General features: G+C 68.1%; 22 protein-coding genes and 4 pseudogenes. 12 read left to right on the forward strand and 14 right to left on the reverse strand.

The annotated features are described in order from the left end of the window. Positions 1 to 4: 4 nt before the first annotated feature. Positions 5 to 745, reverse strand: a pseudogene (locus T428_RS26205) (lysoplasmalogenase). Here T428_RS26205 and T428_RS0106825 point away from each other — a divergent pair. The 5 genes and pseudogenes from T428_RS0106825 to T428_RS26210 all read left to right on the forward strand — a co-directional run bounded on the left by T428_RS0106825 (position 744) and on the right by T428_RS26210 (position 3,595). Beyond that, positions 744 to 1,703 (forward strand): alpha/beta hydrolase, encoded by a 960-nt coding sequence (locus T428_RS0106825; RefSeq protein WP_025735890.1) that lies wholly within the window; start codon positions 744 to 746, stop codon positions 1,701 to 1,703. The pseudogene T428_RS26205 and the gene T428_RS0106825 overlap by 2 nt on opposite strands. 22 nt (positions 1,704 to 1,725) lie before the next feature. Beyond that, positions 1,726 to 1,941 (forward strand): annotated as a pseudogene (locus tag T428_RS0106830) (alpha/beta hydrolase); the annotation flags it as partial. A 20-nt stretch (positions 1,942 to 1,961) separates the two neighbouring features. Further along, positions 1,962 to 2,156: pseudogene (locus T428_RS31785) on the forward strand (NAD(P)/FAD-dependent oxidoreductase); the annotation flags it as partial. A gap of 10 nt (positions 2,157 to 2,166) precedes the next feature. After that, positions 2,167 to 2,766, forward strand: a complete 600-nt coding sequence (locus tag T428_RS0106840; RefSeq protein WP_025735892.1) for a pyridoxamine 5'-phosphate oxidase family protein — start codon at positions 2,167 to 2,169, stop codon at positions 2,764 to 2,766. A 175-nt stretch (positions 2,767 to 2,941) separates the two neighbouring features. Next, positions 2,942 to 3,595 (forward strand): SDR family oxidoreductase, encoded by a 654-nt coding sequence (locus T428_RS26210; protein WP_211243897.1) that lies wholly within the window; start codon positions 2,942 to 2,944, stop codon positions 3,593 to 3,595. Here the strand turns inward: T428_RS26210 and metK are convergent. From metK to pyrR, 12 genes are all read right to left on the reverse strand, one after another. Continuing rightward, the gene (metK, locus tag T428_RS0106850; protein ID WP_025735893.1) at positions 3,579 to 4,790 is read right to left on the reverse strand and encodes a methionine adenosyltransferase; all 1,212 of its coding nucleotides are present in this window, start codon (positions 4,788 to 4,790) and stop codon (positions 3,579 to 3,581) included. The genes T428_RS26210 and metK overlap by 17 nt on opposite strands. A gap of 127 nt (positions 4,791 to 4,917) precedes the next feature. Continuing rightward, positions 4,918 to 6,168, reverse strand: a complete 1,251-nt coding sequence (gene coaBC / locus T428_RS0106855; protein WP_025735894.1) for a bifunctional phosphopantothenoylcysteine decarboxylase/phosphopantothenate--cysteine ligase CoaBC — start codon at positions 6,166 to 6,168, stop codon at positions 4,918 to 4,920. Between the two features lie 52 nt (positions 6,169 to 6,220). Further along, a complete protein-coding gene (gene rpoZ, locus T428_RS0106860) occupies positions 6,221 to 6,544 on the reverse strand; it encodes a DNA-directed RNA polymerase subunit omega (RefSeq protein WP_025735895.1) in 324 nt (107 codons plus the stop codon). An 87-nt stretch (positions 6,545 to 6,631) separates the two neighbouring features. After that, entirely contained in the window at positions 6,632 to 7,258 is a 627-nt protein-coding gene (gmk, locus tag T428_RS0106865) for a guanylate kinase (RefSeq protein WP_025735896.1), read from the reverse strand. Between the two features lie 54 nt (positions 7,259 to 7,312). After that, positions 7,313 to 7,630, reverse strand: a complete 318-nt coding sequence (gene mihF / locus T428_RS0106870) for an integration host factor, actinobacterial type (protein WP_003407240.1) — start codon at positions 7,628 to 7,630, stop codon at positions 7,313 to 7,315. Between the two features lie 455 nt (positions 7,631 to 8,085). Further along, on the reverse strand, positions 8,086 to 8,913 hold the full coding sequence (gene pyrF, locus T428_RS0106875; protein WP_025735897.1) for an orotidine-5'-phosphate decarboxylase: 828 nt from the start codon (positions 8,911 to 8,913) through the stop codon (positions 8,086 to 8,088). Next, positions 8,910 to 12,263 (reverse strand): carbamoyl-phosphate synthase large subunit, encoded by a 3,354-nt coding sequence (gene carB / locus T428_RS0106880; RefSeq protein WP_025735898.1) that lies wholly within the window; start codon positions 12,261 to 12,263, stop codon positions 8,910 to 8,912. Before carB ends, pyrF begins: the two co-directional genes overlap by 4 nt. Next, on the reverse strand, positions 12,263 to 13,381 hold the full coding sequence (gene carA, locus T428_RS0106885; RefSeq protein ID WP_036467455.1) for a glutamine-hydrolyzing carbamoyl-phosphate synthase small subunit: 1,119 nt from the start codon (positions 13,379 to 13,381) through the stop codon (positions 12,263 to 12,265). The genes carB and carA overlap by 1 nt, the downstream gene beginning before the upstream one ends. Before the next feature lie 19 nt (positions 13,382 to 13,400). Beyond that, positions 13,401 to 13,898, reverse strand: a complete 498-nt coding sequence (locus tag T428_RS0106890) for a PH-like domain-containing protein (RefSeq protein WP_025735900.1) — start codon at positions 13,896 to 13,898, stop codon at positions 13,401 to 13,403. After that, entirely contained in the window at positions 13,895 to 15,187 is a 1,293-nt protein-coding gene (locus T428_RS0106895) for a dihydroorotase (protein ID WP_025735901.1), read from the reverse strand. The genes T428_RS0106890 and T428_RS0106895 overlap by 4 nt, the downstream gene beginning before the upstream one ends. Next, positions 15,184 to 16,134 (reverse strand): aspartate carbamoyltransferase catalytic subunit, encoded by a 951-nt coding sequence (locus tag T428_RS0106900; protein ID WP_025735902.1) that lies wholly within the window; start codon positions 16,132 to 16,134, stop codon positions 15,184 to 15,186. Before T428_RS0106900 ends, T428_RS0106895 begins: the two co-directional genes overlap by 4 nt. Positions 16,135 to 16,144: 10 nt before the next feature. Then, positions 16,145 to 16,717 carry a bifunctional pyr operon transcriptional regulator/uracil phosphoribosyltransferase PyrR gene (gene pyrR / locus T428_RS0106905; RefSeq protein ID WP_025735903.1) on the reverse strand — a complete coding sequence of 191 codons (573 nt, stop codon included), beginning with the start codon at positions 16,715 to 16,717 and terminating at the stop codon, positions 16,145 to 16,147. A 527-nt stretch (positions 16,718 to 17,244) separates the two neighbouring features. Here pyrR and T428_RS0106910 point away from each other — a divergent pair. The 3 genes and pseudogenes from T428_RS0106910 to T428_RS0106920 all read left to right on the forward strand — a co-directional run bounded on the left by T428_RS0106910 (position 17,245) and on the right by T428_RS0106920 (position 21,342). Then, positions 17,245 to 18,048 (forward strand): hypothetical protein, encoded by an 804-nt coding sequence (locus T428_RS0106910; protein WP_156942879.1) that lies wholly within the window; start codon positions 17,245 to 17,247, stop codon positions 18,046 to 18,048. Continuing rightward, positions 18,045 to 18,472: pseudogene (locus T428_RS26215) on the forward strand (MmpS family transport accessory protein). Before T428_RS0106910 ends, T428_RS26215 begins: the two are co-directional and overlap by 4 nt. After that, the gene (locus T428_RS0106920) at positions 18,469 to 21,342 is read left to right on the forward strand and encodes an MMPL/RND family transporter (RefSeq protein ID WP_025735905.1); all 2,874 of its coding nucleotides are present in this window, start codon (positions 18,469 to 18,471) and stop codon (positions 21,340 to 21,342) included. The pseudogene T428_RS26215 and the gene T428_RS0106920 overlap by 4 nt, the downstream one beginning before the upstream one ends. A gap of 9 nt (positions 21,343 to 21,351) precedes the next feature. On the opposite strand, the gene T428_RS0106925 is transcribed toward T428_RS0106920, so the two are convergent. Then, on the reverse strand, positions 21,352 to 21,786 hold the full coding sequence (locus T428_RS0106925) for a cellulose-binding domain-containing protein (RefSeq protein WP_025735906.1): 435 nt from the start codon (positions 21,784 to 21,786) through the stop codon (positions 21,352 to 21,354). A gap of 170 nt (positions 21,787 to 21,956) precedes the next feature. On the opposite strand from T428_RS0106925, the gene T428_RS0106930 reads away from it, so the two are divergent. From T428_RS0106930 to T428_RS0106945, 4 genes are all read left to right on the forward strand, one after another. Continuing rightward, positions 21,957 to 22,589: a class I SAM-dependent methyltransferase gene (locus T428_RS0106930; RefSeq protein WP_156942888.1), complete on the forward strand. Its 633-nt coding sequence runs from the start codon at positions 21,957 to 21,959 to the stop codon at positions 22,587 to 22,589. A gap of 44 nt (positions 22,590 to 22,633) precedes the next feature. Next, positions 22,634 to 23,410: a DUF6065 family protein gene (locus tag T428_RS0106935; protein WP_025735908.1), complete on the forward strand. Its 777-nt coding sequence runs from the start codon at positions 22,634 to 22,636 to the stop codon at positions 23,408 to 23,410. A gap of 256 nt (positions 23,411 to 23,666) precedes the next feature. Further along, on the forward strand, positions 23,667 to 24,872 hold the full coding sequence (locus T428_RS0106940) for a serine hydrolase domain-containing protein (RefSeq protein ID WP_025735909.1): 1,206 nt from the start codon (positions 23,667 to 23,669) through the stop codon (positions 24,870 to 24,872). Positions 24,873 to 24,876: 4 nt separating this feature from the next. Then, positions 24,877 to 25,416 (forward strand): GNAT family N-acetyltransferase, encoded by a 540-nt coding sequence (locus tag T428_RS0106945; RefSeq protein WP_025735910.1) that lies wholly within the window; start codon positions 24,877 to 24,879, stop codon positions 25,414 to 25,416. The last annotated feature ends 176 nt before the right edge of the window (positions 25,417 to 25,592 follow it).

Consider the following 25,592-nt stretch of genomic DNA (forward strand, 5'->3'; position numbering starts at 1 on the left):
ACAGTCAGCCTTCGGCAGGCTCGCGGTCATTGCCGGCGGCCTCGTCTCGACCGAAGAAGAACCCCGCCGTGATCAGGATCAGCGCCGCGGAGTAGAGCCACCAGATCGGCACCGCCAGCGCCTCGTTGCCCAGGATGAAGCGACCGATCGCGATCATCGCGTCCAACGCCATGAAGCACACCGCCCCCACCGGCACCCAGATCGTCGGCAGCCGCGCGGCGATCGCCGTGCACGCCATCGCGGTCAGCACGACGACGTACACCGTCACCGGGATCGTCAGGTTCTGCGCACTCAGGTGCGGCCAGAACCACACCAGCAGGGCGATCGCCGCCCCGCACAGGGCCGCCATCAGCGCGATGCGAACTCGCGACAGCGACTCCCTGACCACCAACGGCGCCAGCGCGCCCATGATGCACAGGTGCGCTCACAGAAATGCCGCCAGCCCCAAGACCAACGACATGGTCCACCACGGGATCGCCAGCAGCCAATCGCCGGTGGCCGACAGCAGCATCGCGGGCATCAGCTAGCGCCGCTCGCTGACGATCGGATGCGCGCACGCGGCGACGGTCAGCAGCAACGCCATCGACGCCTTGAACGGCGGCTGCAGCAGCCAGTGTCCGGTGAGCTCGGTGCCCGGCCGGGATTGCACCGCGACCACGGTCAAGAACACGCCGTAGCCGATGCCCGCCCAGCAGGCCGCCACCCAGCAGCCGGCCAGCACGCGGGGTGCGTACGGTACCTCCATGCCCAGCTTCGACAAAGCCGACGAGAAACCTCCTATCGACCCCATCTTGCTGAAGGTACTCGACGCGGTTCCGTTCCGGCTATCCACCGACGACGGCATCGATGCTGCGCGCCAGCGGTTCCGCGATCTGCCGCGCCGGCCGGTGCACCCCCAGCTGCGCGTCGAGGATCGCACCATCGACGGCCCCGCCGGTGCCGTCGCCATCAGTATCTATTGGCCGCCAACGGATTCCGGTGATGCCATGCTGCCTGTCGTCGTCTACTTCCACGGCGGCGCCTTCGTGATCGGCGACCTGGACACCCACGACGGCACCGCCCGTCAGCACGCGGTGGGCGCCGAGGCGATCGTGGTGTCCGTCGACTACCGGTTGGCGCCCGAGCACCCGTATCCGGCTGCCGTCGAAGACGCTTGGGCCGCAACGCTGTGGGTGGCCGAGCACGGCGCCGAGCTGGGCGCCGACACCGCCCGGCTGGCCGTCGCCGGGGATTCGGCGGGCGGCAACATCGCGGCCGTGATCGCTCAGCAGAGCCGCGACGAGGGTGGGCCGCCGATTGTGTTCCAGCTGTTGTGGTATCCCTCCGTGCTGTGGGACCAGTCGCTGCCGTCGTTCGCCGAGAACGCCAGCGCGCCGATTCTCGACACCCGGGCCATCGCGCAGTTCTCCCGTTGGTACGCAGGCGATGTCGACCTGTCCAACCCGCCCGTCCGCATGGCCCCAGGGCGGGCGACGAACCTGGCCGGCCTGCCGCCGGCCTACATCGGCGTCGCCGGCTACGACCCGCTACGCGACGACGGCATCAGCTACGGCAAGCTGCTGGCCGCCCCGGACGTGCCCGCCGAGGTGCACAATGCCGAGACGATGGTGCACGGCTACCTCGGCTATGCGGGCGTGGTTCCCGCCGCCACGGCCGGGGCGGATCGGGGGCTCGCCGCGTTACGGGATGCGCTGCACAGGTGAACAACGGGCGTACGGTGGACGAATGATTGAGCCCACCGACGCCCGTCCCGAGATCGACCCGACGTTCAAGGCGTTGCTCGATCTGTTCCCGCAGGGGTTCGACGCCGACGCCGGGGTCGCCCCCGCCCGCGAGCGGCTCAAGGTGCCGCCGGAGTTGTTGCCGGACCTGCGGATCGAAGACCGGACGGTCTGTCACGGCGACCTCGTCGACATTCCGGTTCGGATCTATTGGCCGCCCACCCCGGCCGAGATCTCACAGCCAACAGCCGCTACTTCGCCGAGATGATGCGCAAGCGGCACCGGCAGATCTTCTGGCAGGACAGCTGCCGACTGGCCAACAGCTACTACTTCGACAAGAACTGTGACGTGCCGCTGCGCCCGGCCACCACGATGGAGGCGTACTGGCGCAGCCGCCGATTCGACCTCGACGACTACCGATTCACCGGCCGCTAGGCAGAAACGCATGGCCAAGGTGTTTTCCCGACTCGACGAGTCGCTGCGGGAATTCATCGACGGCCAGGCCATGTTCTTCGTCGCCACCGCCCCTGCCGAGGGAGAACGAAGCAACCTCTCCCCCAAGGGATATCGCGATACCTTCGCGGTGCTCGACGATCACCGGGTGGCCTACCTCGATCTGTTCGGCAGCGGCGTGGAAACGATCGCGCACCTGCGCGACAACGGCCGTATCACCGTCATGTTCTGTTCGTTCACCCGCAATTCACGAATCCTGCGACTGTTCGGTACCGGGCGGGCGGTGCGCCCGGATGACGCCGAATTCACCGAATTGCTAACGCATTTCGGGCACCCGCCGCCCGGCGTGCGGGCCGCGATCGTCATCGACGTCGAGCGGATCGCCGACGCCTGCGGATTCTCGGTTCCCTACTACGAACTCGTCGACGAACGACCGGTGCTCGCCGCCTATCACGCCAAAGCCGGCCACGAAAAGTTCGCCCGCCTGGCCGACCGCAATCGACACAGCATCGACGGGCTGGCCGCACTGGACCCCGACCATCCGCTGCCGAACAGTCCCGAATATCGCGCACCGCGGGCGCGCACCCACTAGCATCTGTTTGCCAGAGGGACCTGGACTGTCGCGGGATGCGGCCCGAGTTTAGGGATGTCACGCGGATGACGAAGACTGCGTTGGTCACTGGCGCCGCCAAACGCATCGGCCGCGCGATTGCGCTCGAGTTGGCTCGGGGCGGCTACGACGTCGCCATCCACTTTCATCGTCCTGGGTGGACTCCGAGACGCTGGCCATGGAGATCGGTTCGCTGGGTCGGCGCACGGCGCTGATCCAGGCCGACCTGGCCGACGAGGCGGCGGTCGAAGCCATTCTGCCGGAGGCGATCACGCGACTCGGCTCGGTCGACACCCTGGTCAACAACGCCAGCGTCTACCAGAGCGACGACGTGCTGGACGTGACGCGGCCCAGTTGGGATCGCCACATGGCGATCAACCTGCGGGCGCCGTTCGTGCTGACCCAACAATTCGCTCGGTTACTGCCCGACGACATGCATGGTGCTGTGGTCAACCTGCTCGACCAGGCGGTGTGGAACCTGACCCCGCACGCCGTCAGCTACACCGCCAGCAAGGGCGCGCTGTGGACGCTGACCCAAAGCCTGGCGCTGGGCCTGGCGCCGCGCATTCGGGTGAACGGCATCGGCCCGGTCCTACCGAACACCAGCCAGAGCCCGGAGCAATTCGAGGAGCACTGGTCCAGCCTGCCGCTGGGACGCCGAATCTTGCCGGCCGACATCGCCCGCACCGCGCGCTTTCTGATCGAATCGCCGTCGCTGACCGGGCAGATGATCGCCGTCGACGGCGGCGAGCACCTAGCGTGGGCTCAGGCCAAACACGAGGCGTCCTGGGAGATCAGATCGCGCGTTTGAGCTCGTCGACCTTGTTCTCCTGCTCCCACGGCAGCTCGACGTCGGTGCGGCCGAAGTGCCCGTACGCGGCGGTCTGCGCGTAAATCGGACGCAGCAGGTCCAGGTCGCGGATGATGGCGCCGGGCCGCAGGTCGAACACCTCGGGCACGATCTTCTCGATCTTGACCGGGTCGACGGTCGCGGTGCCGAACGTCTCGATGAACAGCCCGACCGGGGCCGCCTTGCCGATGGCGTAGGCCACCTGCACCTCCACCCGCTCCGCCAGCCCGGCGGCGACGATGTTCTTCGCCACCCAGCGCATCGCGTACGCCGCCGAGCGGTCCACCTTGGACGGATCCTTGCCGGAGAAGGCGCCGCCGCCGTGGCGGGCCCAGCCGCCGTAGGTGTCGACGATGATCTTGCGGCCGGTCAGGCCGGCGTCGCCCATCGGGCCGCCGAGGACGAACTTGCCCGTCGGGTTGACCAGTACCCGCGTCGCCGACGAGTCCAGGGTGTCGTGGGCAAGTTCCTCGAGCACGGTCGACAACACGTGCCGGCGGATGTCGGGATCCAGCGTCTTGTCCAGGTCGATGCCGTCGGCGTGCTGGGTGGAGACCACCACGGTGTCCAGCCGCACCGGGACGTCGTCCTCGTAAGCGATGGTGACCTGGGTCTTGCCGTCCGGGCGCAGGTAGGGCAGCGTGCCGTTCTTGCGGACCTCGGTCAGCTTGCGCGACAGCCGGTGGGCCAGCGCGATGGGCAGCGGCATCCGCTCGGGGGTGTCGTTGATCGCGTAGCCGAACATCAGGCCCTGGTCGCCGGCGCCCTGGGCGTCCAGCGGGTCCGCGGCGCCCTCGACACGGGTCTCGTGGGCGGTGTCGACGCCCTGGGCGATGTCGGGCGACTGCGCGCCGATGCCGATGTTCACCCCGCAGGTCAGCCCGTCGAAGCCCTTGTCGGAGTGGTCGTAGCCGATGTCGAGGATGCGCGCGCGCACCGTGTTGGTGATGTCGGCGAACGCCTCCTTAGCGGTAGTGGTGACCTCGCCGACCACGTGCACCTGCCCGGTGGTCACCAGCGTTTCCACCGCGACACGCGAGCGGGGGTCCTGCGCCAACAGCGCGTCGAGGACCGAGTCGCTGATCGCGTCGCAGATCTTGTCGGGATGCCCCTCGGTCACCGACTCACTGGTAAACAGCCGACCCTTTTCGCTCACCGCGTCATCCTTCCGTCTTGCCTAAATGTTAGTTAGACAAATTATTTTAAGTGTTCGTGGCACAGCCGGCGAGGCCGGTCGTGATTGCAACCTTTCTAGCAACCTGCCGCCGGACCCTTCGAGCGGGCTAGCCGGCGCCGCCCTGCAGAAAAGCGACAATCGCGTCGACGATGCGACTGGCCATCAGCGTCTTCGACCCGTGCTGCAGCGCGGCCTCGGTCCCGTCGGAGGCCAGCAGCCAGCCGTCGTTGCTGTCCACCTCGAACGCCCTGCCCTCGCCGACCGCGTTGACCACCAACAGGTCACATCCCTTGCGGCGCAACTTCGCTCGCGCGTGCAACAGCACGTCGCCGTTGGCGTCACCGGTCTCGGCGGCGAATCCGACGATGGCCCGCATGTTGGGCAACTCGCCGTGGGCTCGCGCGCGCACCGCGCCGGCCAGCACGTCGTCGTTGCGCACCAGCTCGATCGTCGGCGCGTCGTCGGCGTCGTTCGGGCCCTTTTTGATCTTCGCGGCGGCAACACGCGCGGGCCGGAAGTCGGCGACCGCGGCGGCCATCACCAGGACATCGGCCGCCGGCGCGTGCTTGGACACCGCGTCGGCGAGCTGCGCGGCGGAGCTGATATGCACGACTTCCACGCCGGCCGGATCGACGAGCCCGGCGGTGTGGCCGGCGATCAGCGTGACCTCGGCACCGCGCTGGGCGGCCACCCGCGCGACGGCGTAGCCCTGCTTGCCGGAGCTGCGGTTGCCGATGAAGCGGACCGGATCGATCGGCTCGCGGGTACCGCCGGCGGTCACCAGCAGCTTGCGGCCGGCCAGGTCGTAGGGCAGCGCGTCACCTCGCTCCAGCAGCAGATGCGCCAGGGTGGTGATCTCTTCGGCCTCGGGCAGCCGTCCTTTGCCGCTGTCCGTGCCGGTGAGCCGTCCATATGCCGGTTCCAGCACCACAGCGCCGCGGCGGCGCAAAGTCGCCACGTTGTCAACGGTGGCCGGGTGTAACCACATCTCGGTGTGCATCGCCGGGGCGAACAGCACCGGACATCGCGCCGTGAGCAGCGTCGCGGTCAGCAGGTCGTCGGCGCGGCCATGCACCGCGCGGGCCAACAGGTCGGCGGTGGCCGGTGCCACCACGACCAGGTCGGCCTGCTGGCCGAGCCGGACGTGCGGCACCTCGGCGACGTCGGTGAAGACGCCTGTGTGCACCGGTTGGCCGGACAGCGCCTCGAACGTGGCGGCGCCGACGAAGCGCAACGCGGACTCGGTCGGGATGACGCGGACCTCATGGCCGGCCTCGGCGAGCTGCCGGACGACAGTGCACGCCTTGTACGCGGCGATACCCCCGGAGACACCGACGACGATCCGCTTGCGATTCACCCACGCCGGTCCTTCTTCGTTGAAGCGGCTCACCACGTCGGGCCCCGTCCCGTTACTCGCCCTCGGTGTGCTCGAGCAGGTCGGCGTGGATCTCGCGCAGCGCGATCGAGAGCGGCTTTTCCTGCAAACCGGGCTCGACCAGCGGACCGACGTACTCGAGGATGCCCTCGCCGAGCTGGTTGTAGTAATCGTTGATCTGCCGCGCGCGCTTGGCCGCGTAGATCACCAGCGCGTACTTGCTCGAGACGCGGTCGAGCAGTTCGTCGATCGGCGGGTTGGTAATGCCCAGCGGGGTGTCGTAGGCGCGCTGCCCACCGGACGACGGATCGAATTGGTCCACGGCGGTCAGCGACGCGTCGGACTGCGAAATACTCACTGAAGACTTTCTCCTGGCGCTCGGTCTCGTTGAAGAGCGGTTGAAACTGCTGAAAACTTTGATTCTCGATCGCGCCTGACGGTCGGTTCAGGCCGTACCAGGCGCGTTTCCCACCAGCAAGGATACCAATTCGGCGCACGCAGACTCCAATTGACTGTTGACCACGACCTGGTCGAAGTCGTGTTGAGCTGCGAGTTCCTCGCGGGCGGTTTGCAGGCGGCGGGCCATGTCCTCCGGCGTTTCGGTGCCCCGCCCGATCAGCCTGGCCTCCAGATCCGCCCAGCTGGGCGGGGCCAGGAACACGGTGATGGCCTCCGGCATCGCCCGTTTGATCGCCCTGGCGCCGGCCAGGTCCACCTCGATGAGCACCGGAAACCCCGCCTCGGTCGCGGCCCGGACCGGAGCCGCCGGGGTGCCCGATCGCTGCAGCCCGCCGTGGATTTCGGCCCACTCCAGCAGCGTGCCCTCGTCGATGAGTTGCTGAAAGCGGGCGGGACTGACGAAGTGGTAGTCGACGCCGTCGACCTCGCCCGGCCGCGGCGCCCGCGTCGTGGCCGAGACGCTGAAGTGCAGGTCCGGTACCCGCTCGCGCAGGCACCGGACCACTGTTGACTTACCGACCGCTGAGGGACCGGACAGCACCACCACACGCCCTTTGCCGGATGGCGCGGGATGTGCGCGGTGCTCGGCGTCCGGTCCCTCGTCGACGTTCACCGGCGCCCCTGGGTTGGAGCGCCCACAGGCCGAGCGGCCTGCATGGTCGGCGGGTTAGGCGGAGCCGAACTTTTCCAGCAGGGCCTTGCGCTGGCGGTCGCCGAGCCCGCGCAGGCGGCGGGTCGGGGCGATCTCCAGCTCGGTCATGATTTCCTGCGCCTTGACCTTGCCCACCTTCGGCAACGCCTCAAGCAGCGCAGACACCTTCATCTTGCCCAGGACTTCGTCACTCTCGGCGTCCTTGAGCACCTGGGTCAGGTTGGTGCCACCGCGCTTGAGACGGTCTTTCAGCTCTGCTCGTGCTCGACGTGCGGCAGCCGCCTTCTCCAACGCGGCCGCGCGCTGCTCGTCGGTCAACTGGGGAAGGGCCACGATTCCTCCGTATCTAGATCATTCTCGTGTCTCTGCCGGGTACTTGGGCCCAGCGGAGACGACCGTACTCACGCTTCCTGACGAAATCTAACCCGACCCCCTGGTTAACAGGTTAAATGCGCAGCTAGCGCGGCGCCCACCGATGCCGTCGGCGGCCGGCTTCGGCATCGCTAGCAGCTCCCCGCTCCGGCACTCCGGCGGCCGTCGCGTCCTCGCGAAACGGCCCCCGAACAGGCCTTCTACCTGCTGTTTTGTGCCGTCACGGCACCGCGTCGGTGGCCGGCCGACGGACCGTCGCCGACGAGGCCGACTGATAGCCGCAGGCCTCCGTGCGGGGTATCACGATTTGCCATGGCGTGTCGCGCGTGTCGCGGCGCGGACAAACACCAGGTCGCCGGGTGCAAGGTGGTGAGAAAAATTTCCGACGCTGTTAACCGGGGCCCGACACGGCCCCGCTATTGGGCGCCGAGGTAGGCGACGGCGTCCCGCATTTTCTCCGCCGCGGCCCGCAGCTGCGAGACGCCCGGCCCGGCCCGCAGCACCTCGCGGGCCACCGCGGGCAGCAACTGGCCCGGAGCGGCCCCGCCCAGGCCCGCCAGGGCCTCAGGACGCCCGCCCTGGACTCCGACGCCCGGGACCAGCACCGGCCCGCCCAGCGCGCTGACGTCGGGCGCCTCGAAGACCGTCGCACCCACGACCACGCCGACGTAGCCGGGCTCGTCCGGGGCCGACGACCGGTTGACCACCGCGGCCTGGTCGATGACCAGCTGTGCCACCGTGCGGCCGTCGAAGGTGGCCCGCTGCACGGTCGCGCCCTCCGGGTTGGAGCTCGCCGCCACCACGAACACCCCGCGGTCGTGTGCGGCGGCCGCCTCCAGCAGCGGGCGCAACGAGCCGAATCCCAGATAGGGCGACGCGGTCACGGCGTCGGCGGCCAGCGGCGAATCGGCTGCCCAGGCCGCGGCGTAGGCCGCCATCGTGGTCCCGATGTCCCCGCGTTTGGCGTCGGCCAGTACCAGCACCCCGGCCGCGCGCAGCGCGGCGATCGTGCGCTCCAGCACCGCGTAGCCCGCCGAGCCGTAGGACTCGAAGAACGCCACCTGGGGCTTGACCACCGCGAAGCCGGAAAACGCCGCCACGCAGATGTCGCAGAACTTGGCCACCCCGTCGGCGCTGGTCGGCAGGTCCCACGCCCGCAGCAGCTCCGGGTGCGGGTCGATGCCCAGGCACAGCGGCCCGCGACTCGCCTTGGCCTCGGCCAGCCGGACGCCGAACCCGGTCATTGGTTGCTGCTCCCGGGTCCGATCACGCTGTGCAGCTCCTGCAGCGACCGCACCCCGATATCACCGCGGATGCCGGCCTCGATGCCCTGCACGGCGGCCGACGCGCCCTGCACGGTCGTCACGCACGGGATGTTCGCCGACACCGCGACGGAACGGATTTCGTAACCGTCGATGCGGGGGCCGGAATTCCCGTAGGGCGTGTTGATCACCATGTCGACCTCGCCCGCCTTGATCGCCTCGACCGCCGAGACCTCGGGGCGCCCGGGCTGCGGCGGCTCGAAGTGCTTGCGCACCTCGTCACAGGGAATTCCGTTGCGGCGCAACATCTCCGCAGTCCCTTCGGTGGCAAGGATGCGGAAGTCCAAGTCGTAGAGCCGCTTGACCGGGAACACCAGCGAACGTTTGTCGCGGTTGGCCACCGAGACGAACACGGTGCCCCGCGCCGGCAACGAGCCGTAGGCCGCGGTCTGGCTCTTGGCGAACGCGGTGCCGAAGTCCCGGTCGATCCCCATCACCTCGCCGGTCGACTTCATCTCCGGGCCCAGCAGGGAGTCGATGCCCGATCCGTCGGCGCGGCGGAACCGGTGGAACGGCAACACGGCCTCCTTGACCGCGATCGGAGCGTTCAGGGCGGCCTGGGCGCCATCGCCGGAGGCGGGCAGCATCCCCTCCCGGCGCAGCTGAGAAATGGTGGTGCCCAACATGATCCGGGCACACGCCTTGGCCAGCGGGATCGCGGTCGCCTTGGACACGAACGGCACGGTACGGCTGGCCCGCGGGTTGGCCTCCAGCATGTAGAGCACGTCGTCTTTGAGCGCGTACTGCACGTTGAGCAGGCCGACCACCCCGATGCCGTGCGCGATCGCCTCGGTCGCCTTGCGCACCTTCTCGATGTCGCTGCGGCCCAGCGTGACCGGCGGCAGCGCGCAGGCGGAGTCGCCGGAGTGGATCCCGGCCTCCTCGATGTGCTCCATGATGCCGCCGATGTACACCTCGGCCCCGTCGCACAGGGCGTCGACGTCGATTTCGACGGCGTCCTCGAGGAATCGGTCGACGAGCACCGGGTGCTCGGGCGACAGTTGGGTGGCGCGGGTGATGTAGCTCTTCAGCGTCGCCTCGTCGTAGACGATCTCCATGCCGCGCCCGCCCAGCACGTACGACGGGCGCACCATCACCGGGTAGCCGATCTCGTCGGCGATCCGCCGCGCCTGCGCGAAAGTCGTTGCGGTGCCGTACTTCGGCGCCCGCAGGCCCGCGGCACTGAGCACGTCGCCGAACGCGCCGCGGTCCTCGGCCAAATCGATGGCCTCCGGCGGGGTGCCCACGATCGGAACCCCGGCGTCGGCGAGGCGCTGGGCCAGCCCCAACGGGGTCTGACCGCCGAGTTGCACGATGACGCCCACCACACCCGGGCCCTCGCCGGCCGACTCCGCTTCGGCCCGGAACACCTCCAGCACGTCCTCGAAGGTCAGCGGCTCGAAGTAGAGCCGGTCGGCGGTGTCGTAGTCGGTGGACACCGTCTCGGGGTTGCAGTTGACCATCACGGTCTCAAAACCCGCCTGGCTCAACGTGGTTGCCGCGTGCACGCAGCTGTAGTCGAACTCGATGCCCTGCCCGATCCGGTTCGGCCCCGAGCCCAAAATCAGCACCTTGGGCCGTTCGATCTGGGCGGCGACCTCGGACTCGGCGGCGAGGTCGAGTTCGTAGCTGCTGTAGTGATACGGCGTCTTGGCCTCGAACTCGGCCGCGCAGGTGTCCACCGTCTTGTACACCGGGTGGATGCCGAGGCGCTCGCGCAGCGAGCGCACCCCGCCCTCGCCGGCCAATTCCGGTCGCAGCGCAGCGATCTGGCGGTCGGATAGCCCGCTGTGCTTGGCGCGGCGCAGCAGCTCGGCATCAAGGACGGGTGCGCCGGACAACTCGGCGCGCAGCGCCACCAGCTCGCCGATCTGCGCGACGAACCACGGGTCCACCCCGCTGGCCTCGGCGACCCGCTCCACCGGCGCGCCCAGCCGCAACGCCAGCTCGATGTCGTAGAGCCGGCCTTCGGTCGGCGTCCGCAGCCGGGTCAGCACGTCCTCGACGTCGCCGTCGGGGTCGGGCTGCGTCCAGAAGCCGGCGCGGTCGGTCTCCAGTGAGCGCATCACCTTGCCCAGCGCCTCGACGAAGTTGCGGCCCAGCGACATCGCCTCGCCGACGGACTTCATCGTGGTGGTCAGGGTGGGGTCGGCGCCGGGGAATTTCTCGAACGCGAACCGCGGCGCCTTGACCACGACGTAGTCCAGGGTGGGCTCGAAGCAGGCCGGCGTTTCCTTGGTGATGTCGTTGACGATCTCGTCCAGGGTGTAGCCGATGGCTAGCTTGGCGGCGATCTTGGCGATCGGGAACCCGGTCGCCTTGGAAGCCAGTGCGCTTGAACGGGATACCCGCGGGTTCATCTCGATGACGATCGGCCGGCCGTCGACCGGATTGATGGCGAACTGGATGTTGCAGCCGCCGGTGTCGACGCCGACCTCACGCAAGATCGCGATGCCCAGATCGCGCATCCGCTGGTACTCCCGGTCGGTCAGCGTCATCGCCGGCGCGACGGTGACCGAGTCGCCGGTGTGCACCCCCATCGGGTCGACGTTCTCGATCGAGCAGACCACCACGACGTTGTCGTGGCCGTCGCGCATCAGCTCGAGCTCGAATTCCTTCCAGCCGTAGATCGATTCCTCGATCAGCACGTTGGCGCTGGGGCTGGCGGCCAGCCCGGCGCCGGCCATCCGCTCGAGCTCCTCGATGGAGCGCGCGATGCCCGAACCCAACCCGCCCATCGTGAAGCTGGGCCGCACGACGACCGGGAGCCCAACCTCCTCGACCGTCTCGCGGACCTCGTCGAACGTGAAACACACACGGCTGCGCGCGGATTCACCGCCGACCTTGGCGACGATGTCCTTGAACATCTGGCGGTCCTCGCCGCGCTGGATGGCGTCGAAGTCGGCCCCGATCAGCTCGACACCGTGGCGCTGAAGCGCCCCGTTCTCGTACAGCGCGACCGCGGTGTTGAGCGCGGTCTGCCCACCGAGGGTCGCCAGCAACGCGTCGATCTTGTTGCCGCGCGCGGCCTGCTGGGCAATCACCTTCTCCACGAAGGCGGCGGTGATGGGCTCGACGTAGGTGTGGTCGGCGTACTCCGGGTCGGTCATGATCGTGGCCGGGTTGGAGTTGACCAGGCTGACCTGCAGCCCCTCGGCGCGCAGCACCCGACACGCCTGGGTGCCCGAGTAGTCGAACTCGCAGGCCTGACCGATGAAGATCGGCCCGGAGCCGATCACCAGCACGTGGTTGAGATCAGTCCGCCGGGGCATCAGCGTCCGCCTGCCATCAGGTCGACGAAGTCGTCGAACAGGTACTCCGCATCGTGCGGGCCGGCGGCGGCTTCCGGGTGGTATTGCACCGAAAATGCCCGTACGTCAAGCAGTTTGATACCCTCTACCACTCCGTCGTTGGCGCAGGTGTGGCTGACGATCGCCGGGCCGAACGGCGTGTCGAACCGCTGGCCGGCCTCGCCTTCCAGCGCAAAACCGTGATTCTGCGCCGTCACCGCGACCCGGCCGGTGGCGTGGTCGATGACCGGGACGTTGATGCCGCGGTGACCGAACACCATCTTGTAGGTGGCCAGTCCCAGCGCGCGGCCCAGGATCTGATTGCCGAAACAGATGCCGAACAACGGAATTCCGGCGCCCAGCACCTCGCGGGTGAGCGCGACGACGTGGTCCGCGGTGGCCGGGTCGCCGGGCCCGTTGGACAGGAACACCCCGTCCGGTTTGATGTCGGCGATCTGAGCGAAGGTGGCCGACGCCGGCAGCACGTGGCTGCGGATGCCGCGCCGGGCGAAGTTGCGCGGGGTGTTGGTCTTGATGCCCAGGTCCAGGGCGGCGACGGTGAAGCGCTGCGACCCTTCGGGTGCCACGACATAGCCGGCGGGCGTGCTGACCTCGCCGGCCAGATCGGCGCCCAGCATCGGCTGCTGGTCGCGCACCCGGTTCAGCAATTCGTCCGGCTCGGCCAGCGCGTCGCCGGAGAACACCCCGGCCTTCATCGAGCCCCGGCTGCGCAGATGACGCACCATGGCGCGGGTGTCGATGCCGGCGATCCCGACGATGTGCTGGCGGATCAGCTCGTCCTCCAGCGTCGACGTGGCACGCCAATTGGAGGCGCGCGGCGAGGGGTCGCGGACCGCGTAGCCGGCGACCCAGATCTTGTCGCCCCGGCTTTCGGCGTCCTCGCCGTTCCAGCCGGTGTTGCCGATCTGCGGCGCGGTGGCCACCACGATCTGGCGGTGATAGCTGGGATCGGTCAGCGTTTCCTGATAGCCCGACATGCCGGTGGAGAAGACGGCCTCGCCCAGGGTCTGGCCGATCATTCCGAACGGCCTCCCGGTGAAGACGCGGCCGTCCTCAAGTACCAGTTGGGCTTTCGTCACCAACACCGCTCCTGTCTGCTCACGCCACGTCCCCGAGCCAGCCGTCGTATTCGCCGCGATTGCCCGCCCGGAATCCGGTGTCGATTTCGACACCCGACGGCAGCCGCCACCGGATGGCCAAAATCCCGTTGCGGGCCGCGATCTTGCCGGCGGCGAAGCGCTCGGTGCGCACCTCCGAGATCGCGCTCTGCGGAATCCAAATCGGTTTGGCGCGAATGCGTTCCAGCAGGATTCCCTCGGGATAACGACTCAGCACCGCCTTGCTGCGATATCCGAGATCGCCGGCCGTGACCCGTTCATTGGACTCCGGGGCCAGCGTCGAGCCGACATAGACGCCGCGCAGCGTGGTGGTCGCCGTGCCCACCTCGTCGGGAATGTCGGGTAGGTGACCGATCAGCTCCTCCTGGCGCACTGCGCGCCGGCGCCAGCCGATCATCATCAGCTGGATGGCCACCGCGATGAGCACCACCAGCACGGCGGCGAACACCAGCGACCCCACCAGCGTTCCAGTATTCATGCGGGGCACTTCCCGTCCCGGGCGGTGATCTTGCCGCGCAGCAGCGTGGCCGTCACGGTGGCGGGCAAGGTCATCGACTCGTACGGGGTGTTGGCCGAGCGGCTGGCCAAATCCGCCCCGGTGACCGTCCAGGTCGCATCCGGGTCCACCACGGTCAGGTTGGCCGGCTCCCCCACCTCCAGTGGCCGGCCGTGATCGGGCAATCCGACGATGCTCGCCGGGTTTTCGCTCATCACCCGGGCGACGTCGCGCCAGCCGAGCAGGCCGGGGGCCACCATCGTCTGCACCACCACCGACAGCGCGGTCTGCAGCCCCAGCATCCCGGGGCGGGCAGCGGAGAACTCGCAGCACTTCTCGTGCTCGGCGTGCGGGGCATGGTCGGTGGCCACACAGTCGATTACCCCGTCGGCCAGCGCTTGACGCAACGCGATCGTGTCGGCCGCCTCACGCAGCGGCGGGTTGACCCGATTCACCCCGTCGTAGCTGGCCAACCGGCCGTCGTCGAGCAGCAGATGATGCGGCGTGACCTCCGCGGTGATCGAAATGCCTTGACCCTTGGCCCATTTGAGAAGCTCGACGGTTCCCGCGGTGGAGGCATGGCAGATGTGCACGCGGGCGCGGGCGTCGCGGGCCAGCAGCGCGTCGCGGGCGACGATCGATTCCTCGGCGGCCCGGGGCCATCCGGCGAGCCCCAGCCAGGCCGCGGTGGGCCCTTCGTGCGCCACCGCGCCGACGGTCAGCCGCGGCTCCTCGGCATGCTGGGCAATCAGCACGCCCAACCCGGTGGTGTATTCCAGGGCGCGGCGCATGATCAGCGGGTCGTGCACGCAGTTGCCGTCGTCGGAGAACATCCGCACCTGCGCGGCACCGGCGGCCATCATGCCCATCTCGGTGAGCTCGGTCCCGGCCAGCCCGACGGTGACGGCGCCGACGGGGTGCACGTCGACCAGCCCGACCTGCTGGCCGCGATGCCAGACGTGGTCGGTGACCACCGGGCTGTCGGCCACCGGTGTGGTGTTGGCCATCGCGAACACCGCCGTGTAGCCGCCCAACGCCGCTGCCGCCGAACCGGTTTCGATGTCCTCGGCGTATTCGCGGCCCGGCTCGCGCAGGTGGGTGTGCAGGTCGACGAAACCGGGCAGCAGCACCTGCTCGGTGGCGTCGATGACGTCGGCCGTGTCCGGGATGGCCAGGCCCGGGCCGATTTCGGCGATCTGACCGTCCTCGACGAGGACGTCCACCCGGTCGCCTTCGCCGTAAAGGCGCGCCCCGAGGATCAACACGCTCATGCCGCGATGTCCTCCGCCCCGACCAGCACATGGAACAGCACCGCCATCCGCACGTGCACGCCGTTGGAAACCTGTTGCAGCACCGCGGATTGCCACGAGTCGGCGACCGAGGACGCGATCTCCATGCCGCGCACCATCGGGCCGGGGTGCAGCACCACCGCGTGGCCGGGCAGCATGGCCTGACGCCGGTCCGAAAGGCCGTAGCGCACCGAGTATTCGCGCACCGACGGGAAGAACCCACCGTTCATCCGCTCGGCCTGGACCCGCAGCATCAGCACGGCGTCGGCGGCGGGCATCTCGGCGTCGAAGTCGTAGGAGACGGTGGCCGGCCAGCTGTCGACGCCGACCGGCAGCAGCGTCGGCGGTGCCACCAGCACCACCTCGGCACCCAGCGTGGCCAGCAGCATCACGTTGGAGCGGGCGACCCGGCTGTGCAGGATGTCGCCGACGATCACCACGCGCCGGCCCTCGATGGAGCCCAGCCGCTGGCGCATGGTCAGCGCGTCCAGCAGCGCCTGGGTCGGGTGCTCGTGGGTGCCGTCGCCGGCGTTGATCACCGACGGGCCGCCGTCCTGGTCGCCAGGAGCCGTCCAATCGGCCAGCAGGTGCGCGGCCCCGGAGGCCGGGTGCCGGATGATCAACGCGTCGGCGCCGGCCGCGTGCAGCGTCAACGCGGTGTCGCGCAGCGACTCTCCCTTGTTCACCGAGGAGCCGGCCGAGCTGACGTTGACCACGTCGGCGCTCATCCACTTTCCGGCCACCTCGAACGAGACCCGGGTGCGGGTGGAGTTCTCGTAGAACATCGTCACCACGGTGCGCCCGCGCAGGGTGGGGAGTTTCTTGACCTCGCGCCCGACCAGAGCCTGGGCGAACCGGTCGGCGTCGTCGAGGATCGCGGTGGCCTCGTCGCGGGACAGGTCGCCGGCGGCCAGCAGGTGTCTGGTCATGAGGCGGTCCTCATTCGGCGTCCCTCCCGATGACGACGGCGTCGCAATCGTCGTGCTCGCGCAGCTGGACGTGCACGCTCTCGTTGCGCGCGGTCGGCACGTTCTTGCCCACGTAGTCGGCGCGGATCGGCAGTTCGCGATGGCCGCGGTCGACCAGCACGGCCAGCTGCACGGCCCGCGGCCTGCCCACGTCGCGCAGCGCGTCTAGCGCCGAACGCACCGAGCGACCGGAATACATCACGTCGTCGACGAGGATCACCAGCGCGTCGTCGATGCCGCCGGCCGGGATCGAGGTGACCTCCAGCGGCCGAGGCGGCTTGGTCATCAAATCGTCACGGTACAAAGTGATGTCGAGGGCGCCATGGCCGACCTCGACACCGCAGAATTCACCGATGTTGGCGGCCAGCCGCGCGGCCAGACTGACCCCCCGGGTGGGGATTCCCAACAGCACCACGCGTGGCGCGTCGGCACCGTCGAGCGCGGTCTTTTCGATGATCTGGTGCGCGATACGGGAAATGGTTCGGCCGACGTCGGCCGCCGACATCAATTCGCGGCCGGATGCGGCATCACCCGCGGCACTCATGCGAAACCTTGACCTCCTTCTCCGCCTCTCCGGACGGATCGTTAAAGGATGTCGACTGTCCGGCAGCGTAGCATCACCCGGCTCGCGCGACGATGTCGGACGCGCCCGGTCCCCGTGCGGACCGCGCTATGTCGCCGAAACTGAAATGGCCATCCGCGGCGCACCGAATTTTCGCGATATCGCGCACGGCCCGTCAATAGCGCACTGTTAAATCTACGTACAATAGCGAAAATTCGCAGCATCAGGGCAATAGCAACGGAATACCGGGTAGCCGGCGACTGACGAGTATCTTAAGCGAGCCGACCGACCGTCTTGCGGCATCGCAGCACTGGCTCCCAGCCAGATTGAACTGCTGATACCGGGGTTGGTGTCCTTTGGGGATTCGGCGGGCGATTTCATTGACGCGTCGGTGTTAATTCACCAAAAATTATCAGTTGCAAACCTTCTCGCCTAATGCAAAGATTCTAACCGCAGGCGACAAACTCATTTGAGTGTTCGCCATTTCTTGAATTCGAATAGGAGTTTTCATGCGCAGCGCGAGTTCGCGTGCTATTAAGTCGTGTGCCGCGCCTCCGCCGGGCCAGTACCCGATGCCCGCCGCGCGCCCCGCGACCGAACGCATCGTGCGCCGTGAATACCTGCGATCGGAATGCCTGGGGGCCCGGCGGCGCGGTGAGCTGGCCGGCGAGCTCTACGACATCTACAGCGAGACGCTGCACGGCTACACACCCGCGGCGTTCGACGAATTGGTCTTCGGCGCGCCGCGGGTTCGGCTCGCACTTTTCTACGGCGCGCGCGACGAGCTCGCGGGTTTTGCGTTCGCCGCGATCGACCGCATCGAGCACGGCGGCCGCATGCACGCCGTGATGGGCGGCGGCGGATTCTTCCGGTCGCACTATCGCGGCGGCCCGTCGGCTTCGCTGTTCATCCTCGGCCAGGGGATCCGCGTCCGGCTGCGCGAACCGCACACCCCGCTGGCCTATCTGACCCGGGCCACCTACCGCCGGCTCGCAGTGACGATGCCGACGATTTATCCGAGCCGCCGGCGCCGGACCCCAGGCGACGTCGACGCGCTGGTGCGTGCGCTGGGCCCGCGCCGGCACTACATCCCGGTCAACGAGAACCCGTGGGTGGTGCGTTCGGCCGCGCCGCATGACCCGTCGCGGCTGCGGCGACTCGACCACGATCCCGATGTGCGGTTCTATCTCGACCTCAATCTCGGCTTTGCCCAAGGCGAATCGCTGCTGGTGTGGGTGCGCGCCGACATGGCGGACCTGGCGAGTGGATTCGCCCGGGCGATGCGCGCGGTGAACCCCGCGAAGCTCGGATGACCGGCATTCTCCGACGCATCTGGATTCCGATCGTCATGCTCGTCGTCGTGACGGTCGGTGCCGTCGTCGTCGCCCGGCTGCACGGCATTTTCGGGGCACACCAACATGTTGCGGTCAAAAGCAACGCCGACGCGATCGTCGCGTTCAATCCCAAGCACGTCGTCTACGAGATTTCGGCCCGGCCGGCACGACGGCAACCATCCATTACCTGGACGCCGACGCGCAGCCGCAGGAGGTCGACAACGCGACGGTGCCCTGGACGCTGCGCATCGACACCACGCTCACTGCGGTGGTGGCCAACGTCGTGGCGCAGGGCGACGGTGGCACCCTCGGTTGCCGGATCACCGTCAATGGTGTTGTGCGCGAAGAACTTACCGTCACCTCGCACCACGCCGCGACCAGCTGCCTGGTGAAGTCCGCATGAGCGACGGCGGGCGGGTGCGTGCCGCCGGCCGGACGATCCGACGGCTGGCGCTGCTGATCATCCTGTTCTGGGTGGCACTGTGTGCGGTGCTGAACACGGCGACCCCGCTGCTGTCCGAAGTCGCCGGGACACATGCCGTTTCGTACAGCGCCCACGACGCACCGTCGCTGATCGCCATGAAGCGCATCGGCAAGGTTTTCCAGCAGTTCAACTCCGACACCACCGCAATGGTGGTGCTGGAAGGCCAAGACAAGCTGGGCGATGACGCGCATCGGTTTTACGACACGCTGATCGCCAAACTGTCCGGCGACAAAGCCCACCTGGAGCACGTCGAGAACTTCTGGGGCGACAGCCTGACCGCGGCCGGGTCGCAGAGCACCGACGGCAAGGCCGCCTACGTTCAGCTGTACCTGGCCGGCGACCAAAGCAGCTCGGTGGCCAACGAATCCGTCGCCGCCGTGCAGCGCATCATGGACGGCGTGCCGCCGCCGCCCGGGATCAAGGCCTACCTGACCGGCCCCGGCCCGCTCAACGGCGATACCCATAGCTACGGCGACCGCAGCCTGGAAAAGATCACCCTGATCACCATCGTCGTGATCGCGCTGATGCTCTTCATCGCGTACCGCTCGCTGACCACCGTGGTGTTCGTGCTGCTGACGGTGGGCCTGGAGCTGCTGACCGCCGAGGGCGTCATCGCCACGCTGGCCAACAACGACGTCATCGCCCTGTCGACGTTCGCCGTGAATGTGCTTGTCGCACTGGCGATCGCGGCGTCAACCGACTACGTCATCTTCCTGATCGGCCGCTATCAGGAGGCCCGCTCGGCCGGTCTGGACCGAGAGGCCGCTTACTACGCCATGTTTCACGGAACGGCCCACGTGATCCTCGGTTCCGGGCTGACCGTCGCCGGGGCGATGTACTGCCTGAGTTTCACCCGGCTTCCGGTCTTCAACACGCTCGGGTGGCCGTGTTCGATCTCGGTCCTGGTGGTGATCGTGGCCTCGCTGACGCTGGCGCCGGCCGTCGTCGCCGCCGCCGGCCGATCCGGCGCCTTCGACCCCAAACGCACGGTGAACACCCGACGTTGGCGCCGCATCGGCACCATCGTCGTCCGCTGGCCCGGCCCGGTGCTCGTCGCGTCGATCCTGGTATCGCTGATCGGGCTGGTCGTCCTGCCCAGCTATCAGACCGGCTACAACGGGCACTATTACCTGCCGGCCGACACCCCGTCGAACGTCGGCTTCCAGGCGTCGGACCGGCACTTCGCGCCGGCCCGGATGGAGCCCGAGCTGTTGATGATCGAGGCCGACCACGACCTGCGCAACCCGACGGACATGCTGGTGCTGGACCGGGTCGCCCGCACGATTTTCCACACGCCAGGTATCGCACGCGTGCAAGGCATTACCCGGCCGCTGGGTTCCCCGATCGATCATGCCTCGATTCCGTTCCAGATCAGCGCGCAAAGCGCCATCACGATCGAGAACCTCAAGAATCTGCGGGACCGGGTGGCCGACATGTCCAGGATGACCGAGGAGCTGCAACGAATGATCGATATCTCGTTGCATATGCAGGACTTGACCCGCCAGCTCGTCGACGTGACGCACGGCATGGCCGGTGACACCCGCCAGATGCGGGACACTACCGGTGAATTGCGGGACCACCTGTCCGACTTCGAAGACCTCTGGCGGCCGGTGCGGAGCTATTTCTATTGGGAGCGAAACTGTTTCGACATCCCGCTGTGCTGGTCGCTGCGGTCGCTGTTCGACGGAGTCGACGGCATCGACCGGCTCAGCGAGGACGTCGGCAACCTGTCACACAGCACCGATCAGCTCGACCGGATCATGCCGCAGCTGCTCGCGCAGCTGCCGCCGCTGATCATGGCAATGCAGACGGTCAAGGATCTTGCCCAAACGGCGACGAGCACCTTCGCCGGGTTGATCACGCAGATGGACGCCTTGACACGCAACACCACCGTGATGGGACAGGCCTTCGACGGTGCCAAGAACGACGACTTCTTCTACCTGCCGCCGGAGGCCTTCGACAATCCGGACTTCAAGCGGGGGCTGAGCATGTTCTTGTCCCCCGACGGCAGCGCGGCGCGGTTCTTCATCACCCACAAGGGCGATCCCGCGACGGCCGAAGGGATTTCACACATCGACGCCATCCGGCAGGCCGCGGACGAGGCCGTCAAGGGCACCCCGCTGGCGGCCGCCAACATCTATCTGACCGGCACCGCGTCCGCCGACAAGGACGAGCGCGACGGGTCCAGGTATGACCTGATGATCGCCGCGATCGCAGCGCTGTGCCTGATTTTCATGATCATGTTGGCCATCACCGGCAGCGTGGTCGCCTCGGCGGTCATCGTGGGAACGGTCACCATCTCGCTGGGCTCGTCGTTCGGGCTGTCGGTGCTGATCTGGCAGCACCTGCTGCACACGCCGCTGCACTGGCTGGTGCTCGCGATGGCCATCATCGTGATGCTGGCCGTCGGATCGGACTACAACCTGCTGCTGGCAGCCCGGTTCCGGGAGGAAATCGGCGCCGGACTCAAGACCGGGATGATCCGCTCGATGGGCAGCACCGGCGGAGTGGTCACCACCGCCGGCCTGGTATTCGCGTTCACGATGGGCGCGATGGGGACCAGCGATCTGCGTGTCGTCGGTCAGATCGGCACCACGATCATGATCGGGCTGCTGTTCGACACGCTGATCGTGCGCTCGTTCATGATGCCAGCCGCTGCGACCCTGCTGGGCCGCTGGTTCTGGTGGTCCCGCCGGGTCCGCACTCACGCGCCGCGGCCCGCCCGTGCGGCTACCGTCGAGCAGCGGCCGGCCGCCGCATACGCGGCGAGTGCCCCCACCGCCGAATGACGTTCGCGGCTATGCCACGGTGCACGGATATTGCGCGTTGACCACACAATTGGACGGCGGCGTGTAGGTGCCGCTCAGCACGCCCCGGAAACCGCCGGTGGCCGTACCGCCGGGGCCGATCTCGCGATCCCAGTTCGCCGGCGTCACCACATAGTGCGTGCCGGATTGGGTCACGGTGCTGTTCCACGCGTGCAACACGGATTGGCCGGCCGGCATGTCGAAGTCGATGCGCCAGTCGGTCATCGGTGACAGGTTGGGATTGGTGACGGTGAAGTGGGCGATGAACCCGGTCTGCCACGTGTGTTCGATTTGCAACGTCGCCGTCGCCGCGGCCGCGTGAGCCGCGGGAGCGACGCCGAGCCCGAGCGCCCCGGCCGCCACTGCCGACACGGCGACGTGAAGCGCTGTGCGACAGCACTTCACGGGATTGCTCAGTCCGGCCATAACACCCAACATTAGAGCCAACCGCGCGACATCGGCCCGCGCATCACAGGTACGCTGCCGTACCTTTGCGCAACCGAAACCGTGATGAAATCTTGGTGAGCCCTTCAGGCACCGCGCGGGCTACGCTGGCGGAAATGACAGCCAGTAACCCCTCCGGCTTTCCGTCCGGATTGCAACGCATGGATTTCGACGCCCTGTACCGCGGCGAGAGCCCGGGCGAGGGCATCCCGCCGATGCCCGTCCCGCCATGGGATACCAAGGCGCCCAAGGAAAATGTCATCCACTGGCACACCGGCGGCTGGATCTACGGCAACGTATTGGACATCGGCTGCGGGCTGGGCGACAATGCCGTTTACCTGGCCAAGAACGGCCACCCGGTAACGGGGCTGGATATCTCCCCGACCGCGCTGAGCACCGCCGAGCAGCGCGCCAAGGACGCCGGAGTCGACGTCACGTTCGCGGTGGCCGACTCCACCAAGCTCGAGGGCTACCCGCAAGCGTTCGACTCCATCGTCGACAGCGGGATGTTTCACTGCCTGGACGACGAGGGCAAGCGCAGCTACGCGGCTGCCGCGCACCGCGTCGCCAGGCCGGGCGCCACGCTGCTGATCAGCTGCTTCTCCGACGCCAACCCGCCCGACCGGGAACGGCCCCGGCCATCGGTGTCCGAGCAGACCCTGCGCGACGTCCTCGACGGCGCCGGTTGGGATATCGAGGCGCTGGAACCCGCTACCATGCGACGCGAGGTCGACGGCAGCGAGATCGAGATGGCGTTCTGGTACGTCCGCGCGCAGCGGCGCTGACGAGCCGTGGGCGTCGCGACGGGTTCGCAGCTAATCTGTCTCGCGTGAGCGACAACGCCGACGGGCCGGCCCGCCCGCTGATCGGGTACATCACCAGCGACAACGCGCCGCCGATCGCCCCCGCCCCGGTGAGCCGGGCGTGGATGACGGCCCAGGCCGAGGCGGACGAGGGTTGGCCCAGTCGCTGTTTGCCGATGCTGATCGCCAACCAAAGCGGCTGGGAGCTGCGCAATCCGTGTGCGTTCACCGCCACCTGGATAGCCCAGGAGAGCATGGACGTGATGGTCGAACCCGATCAGTACCGGGCCGATCAGTTCCTGCCCGCCGGCCATTTCGGCAACGGCATCCTGACCTGGCGCCTGCCGCTGCTGTTCCGCACCCCGCCCGGTTACAACCTGTTGGTCCGGGGACCGGCAAACTATCCCAAGGACGCTGTCTGCGCGCTGGAAGGTGTCGTCGAAACCGATTGGGCGAGTGCCAGTTTCAGCATGAGCTGGAAGTTCACCCGCAAACTGATGCCGGTGCGATTCGAAGTCGACGAATCGATCTGCATGATCGTCCCGCAGCGCCGCGGCGAACTCGAGGAGTTCACCCCCGAAATCCGGCCCCTGGCCGCCGACGCAGAGCTACAGCGCAAGCACGAGTTGTTCCTTCGCGAACGCGACGCGGCAAAGCACGCCGAGCAACTGGCCAGGGTTGCCGCGGGCGACCGGGTGGACTGGCAGGGCGACTACACGCGAGGCAAACACCGAGACGGCGAGGCCGGCGCACCGGATCACCAGACCCGCCGCCGTCTTCGCCCGTTTGCCCGGCCGGAATAGCCGGCCCTCGCCGGTTCATCACCGCAGTCCGCGGACCCGCCCAAACCCCAAGCGAATTACCAGGTTTCGCCCATGAGCTCGGGTGCGTGAATGACACGGCCGACGCGACGCCCCGACCGTTGATCGGGTTCGTCACCCGTGACAACGCGCCACCGATCGCCCCGGCACCGATCAGCCGCGGCGTGCCCGCAGGCACGAGGCGTCCTGAGCGCTACGCGCGCAACGGGGCTAACCGGCCGCGGGCTACCCTGACCGGGTGAATCTCGATGGCAATCAGGCCTCCATTCGCGAGGTCTGCGACGCCGGCCTGCTCGCCGGCGCAGCGACGGTGGTCTGGCAGCGCGGAGAAATCCTGCAGGTCAACGAGATCGGCTACCGAGACGTCGGCGCGGGGCTGCCGATGCAGCAAGACACGCTTTTCCGCATCGCGTCGATGACTAAGCCGGTCACCGTGGCCGCGATCATGAGCATGGTCGACGAGGGCAAGCTAACGCTCAAGGACCCGATCGCGCGGTGGGCGCCGGAGCTGGCCAACCCGGCGGTGCTCGATAACCCGCGTGGCCCGCTGGACCGCACCCACCCCGTCGACCGCGCGATCCTGATCGAGGATCTGCTGACCCACACCAGCGGCCTGGCCTACGGATTCTCGGTTTCCGGGCCGATCTCCCGGGCCTACCTGCGGTTGCCCTTCAACCAGGGCCCGGATGTGTGGCTGGCCGAACTCGCCAAGCTGCCGCTGGTGCACCAGCCCGGTGAACGGGTTACCTACAGCCACTCCATAGATCTGTTGGGCGTCATCGCTTCTCGGGTCGACGGCAAACCGTTCCACGAGGTGCTCGACGAGCGGGTGCTGGGCCCGACGGGCATGCCCGACACCGGCTTCTTCGTCTCGCCCGAAGCCCGGCGGCGGGCCGCGACCATGTATTCGCTCGACGACGAGCACCGGTTGCGGCACGACGTGATGGGCCCGCCGCACATCACGCCGCCCTCGTTCTGCAACGCCGGCGGCGGGTTGTGGTCGACCGCGCACGACTACCTGCGCTTCATCCGGAAGCTGCTCGGCGACGGGACCGTCGACGGCGTGCGGGTGTTGTCGCCCGAATCGGTCCGCCTGATGCGGACCGACCGGCTCACCGACGACCAGAAGCGGCACGACTTTTTGGGCGCGCCGTACTGGATGGGCCGCGGGTTCGGACTGAACCTGTCGGTGGTGACCGATCCGGCGAAGGCCACGCCGCTGTACGGGCCGGGCGGCATGGGGACGTTCAGCTGGCCGAGCGCCTACGGGACCTGGTGGCAGGCCGATCCGTCGGCGGATCTGATCCTGCTGTATCTGATCCAGAACCTGCCCGACCTGACCGTGGACGCGGCCACCGCCGTCGCGGGTAACACGTCGTTGGCGAAACTCCGCACCGCGCAACCGAAGTTCGTCCGCCGCACCTATCAAGCGCTCGGCCTCTAGCGCCGTGCCCGGCTACCCACCCGATCGCATCGTCGGCGGACTGCTGCTGCTGCGGCTGCCCACGCTCGCCGACGCCGGTGCGCTGTACCAACGGGTCGCCCGCGACCGTGCGGTCACGAAATATCTGCTGTGGTCGCCGCATCCGGACGTGGCGACGACGCGGCGGGTGATCGCCGAGAAACTCAACGCCAGCGACGACGAGCGGACGTGGGCCGTCGAGCTGCGGCACAGCGGCGACGTCATCGGGCTGACCAGTTGCCGCCGCTCGGCGCCCGAATCGGTGGAGATCGGCTACTGCCTGGGCCGCAAGTGGTGGGGCAAGGGCTTGATGTCGGAGGTGCTGGACATGCTGTTGACCGCGCTGCGGGCCGACCGGGAGCTGGTGCGGGTCTGGGCGACCTGCAGTGTCGACAACATTCGGTCGGCGCGTCTGCTGGAGCGGGCCGGGTTCGTGCAGGAGGCCCGGCTGACACGTCACGCCGTCTACCCCACGATGGGACCCGAACCGCAAGACGCCCTGCTCTACGGCATGGCCCTGCGTTGAATTCGCGCGCGGCTTTCGTTGTGCGCTGACGGATTTCGTTGCGCGGTCAGGGTTTTCGGTGTGCGACCCCGGCGGGCTGCCGCGGCGTGTCGCCGGCGTGACCGCACACTCAAACACGCGGATGCACACTCACCGGCCGGGGCGCACGCCCGAGTCGCCTAAGCCAGAACACCGAA

It is taken from the genome of Mycobacterium genavense ATCC 51234 (assembly GCF_000526915.1).
GTDB classification, from domain to species: Bacteria; Actinomycetota; Actinomycetes; order Mycobacteriales; family Mycobacteriaceae; genus Mycobacterium; species Mycobacterium genavense.